Source organism: Rhizobacter sp. P3_B12 (assembly GCF_056402895.1).
Genome location: NZ_JBFUGN010000984.1, coordinates 1 through 2,254, shown reverse-complemented (window position 1 = coordinate 2,254; position 2,254 = coordinate 1). Strand labels below are relative to the sequence as shown.

General features: G+C 72.7%; 1 protein-coding gene. It reads left to right on the top strand.

Annotated elements, in window-relative coordinates; all coding sequences use genetic code 11:
- The coding region (locus AC1D01_RS31025) for a condensation domain-containing protein (RefSeq protein ID WP_477873296.1) at positions 1–2,254 on the top strand (2,254 nt) is incomplete at both ends.

Genomic DNA, 2,254 nt, shown 5'->3' with positions numbered 1-2,254 from the left:
GAGCGCCGCAGCGCTTTCCTCGCGCTGCTGCGCGAGCAGGGCGTCGATTTCGGCCGGCTGCCGATCGTGCCGTGGTCGCAAGCTGACGAGCCCGATCCGATGTCGCATGCCCAGGCGCGGCAGTGGTTCCTGTGGCGGCTCGACCCTGCGAGCACCGCGTACCACATCGCCGGTGCGTTGAGGCTGAGCGGCCGGCTCGACGTGGGCGCCCTGCGCGCGAGCTTCAGCGCGCTGGTGGCCCGCCACGAATCGCTGCGCACGGTGTTCGACGCGCTGCCCGACGGGCTGGCGCGGCCGCGCGTGCTGCCGGCGGTGGGCATCGAGCTGCCCGAGATCGACACCGACGAAGCCTCGCTCGCCGCCGAGCTGCAGCGCATCAACGCCGTGCCGTTCGACCTGGCGCGCAGGCCGCTGCTGCGCCTCGCGCTGCTGAAGCTCACGCCGCAGGAGCACGTGCTGGCGGTCGTGATGCACCACATCGTGTCCGACGGCGCCTCGCTGCAGGTGATCGTCGGCGAGTTCGTGTCGCTCTACCGATCACGCGTCGAGCAACGTTCGATCGAGTTGCCGCCGCTGCCGATCCGCTACACCGACTACGCCCGCTGGCAGCGCCACGGCCTGGCGGCCGGAGAGCAGGCGCGCCAGCTGGCGTACTGGACGGCGCAACTGGGCGCCGACCACCCGGTGCTGCAGCTGCCGACCGACCGCCCGCGCGCGGCCGATGCGCGGCTGCGTGCCGCGCAGCACACGGTGGACCTGCCGCCGGCGCTGGTGCAAGCGCTGCGCCAGCGCGCCGGCGCGCAGCAGGCCACGCTGTTCACCGCGCTGCTGGCCGCCTGGCAGGCGCTGCTCGCGCGGTGGAGCGGCCGGCACGACGTGCGGGTCGGCGTGCCGATCGCCAACCGGCAGCGCGTCGAGACCGAGGGGCTGGTCGGCTTCTTCGTCAACACGCAGGTGCTGCGCAACGTCGTCGACGCGCGCATGCCCCTGGCGCAGGTGCTGGCGCAGGCGCGCGACGCCGCGCTCGGCGCCCAGGAGCATCCCGACCTGCCGTTCGAGCAGCTCGTCGATGCGCTGCAGCCCGAGCGCAGCCTCGGTACGCACCYGCTGTTCGAGGTGCTCTACAACCACCAGCGCCGCAACCATGCGCTGCTGGCACAACTGCCGGGCCTGCGCGTGCAGGAGCAGCCGCTGGGTGAGCTGGCCGCGCAGTTCGAGCTGACGCTCGACACGCTGGAGCATGCGGATGGCCGCGTGCAGGCGGTGTTCAGTTATGCGGATGAACTGTTCGAGGCGGCGACGATCGCGCGGCTGGCGCGGCAGTACCTCGCGGTGCTGGCGGCGTTGGCGTGGCAGCCGCAGACGGCGCTCGGCGAGGTCGACCTGCTGGATGCGCAGGAGCGTGCGCAGCTGCAGGCCTGGGGCGTCAATGCGCCGCAGCCGCTCGGCAGCGAGTGGGTGCACCAGGCGTTCGAGCGGCATGCGCTGCGCGATCCGGACGCGCCGGCGGTGCTGCACGGCGATGGCGTGCTGAGCTATGGTGAGCTGAACCACCGGGCGAACCGGCTCGCGCAGCGGCTGGTCGTGCTCGGCGTGGGGCCGGAAAGCCGTGTGGCGGTGTCGCTGCCCCGTTCGTTCGAGTTGATCGTCGCGCTGCTCGCGGTGCTGAAGGCGGGTGGGGCGTACGTGCCGCTGGATCCGTCGCACCCGGCAGAGCGGATCGCGTTCATGCGCGAGGACTGCGGCGCGGCGCTGCTGTTGACGGCCGAGTCGGTGCGCGAGCTGGAGGCGCAGGGCGGGGCTGACACGGACCCCCGGGTGCCGCTGCACGCCGGCAGCCTCGCCTWCGTGATCTACACCTCCGGTTCGACCGGTCGGCCGAAGGGCGTGGCCGTGGCGCACGGGCCGCTCGCGATGCACTGCCGCGACACGGCGCTGCTGTACGAGATGAGCCCGGCGACGCGCGAACTGCACTTCCTGTCGTTCTCGTTCGACGGCGCGCACGAGCGGCTGCTGACGGTGCTGGGCTGCGGCGCCTCGCTGCTGCTGCGCGACGAGGCGCTGTGGACGCCGGCGCAGACGCTCGCGGCGATGCGCGAGTACGGCGTGACGAACGCCGGCTTCCCGCCGGCCTACCTGCAAGCCCTGGCTCGCGATGGCTCGCAGGAACGGGAGGGAAAGAATCCGTTCGCCCTGAGCCTGTCGAAGGGTGGCCCTGAGCCTGTCGAAGGGCCTGCGCGCATGGCAGCAGGGC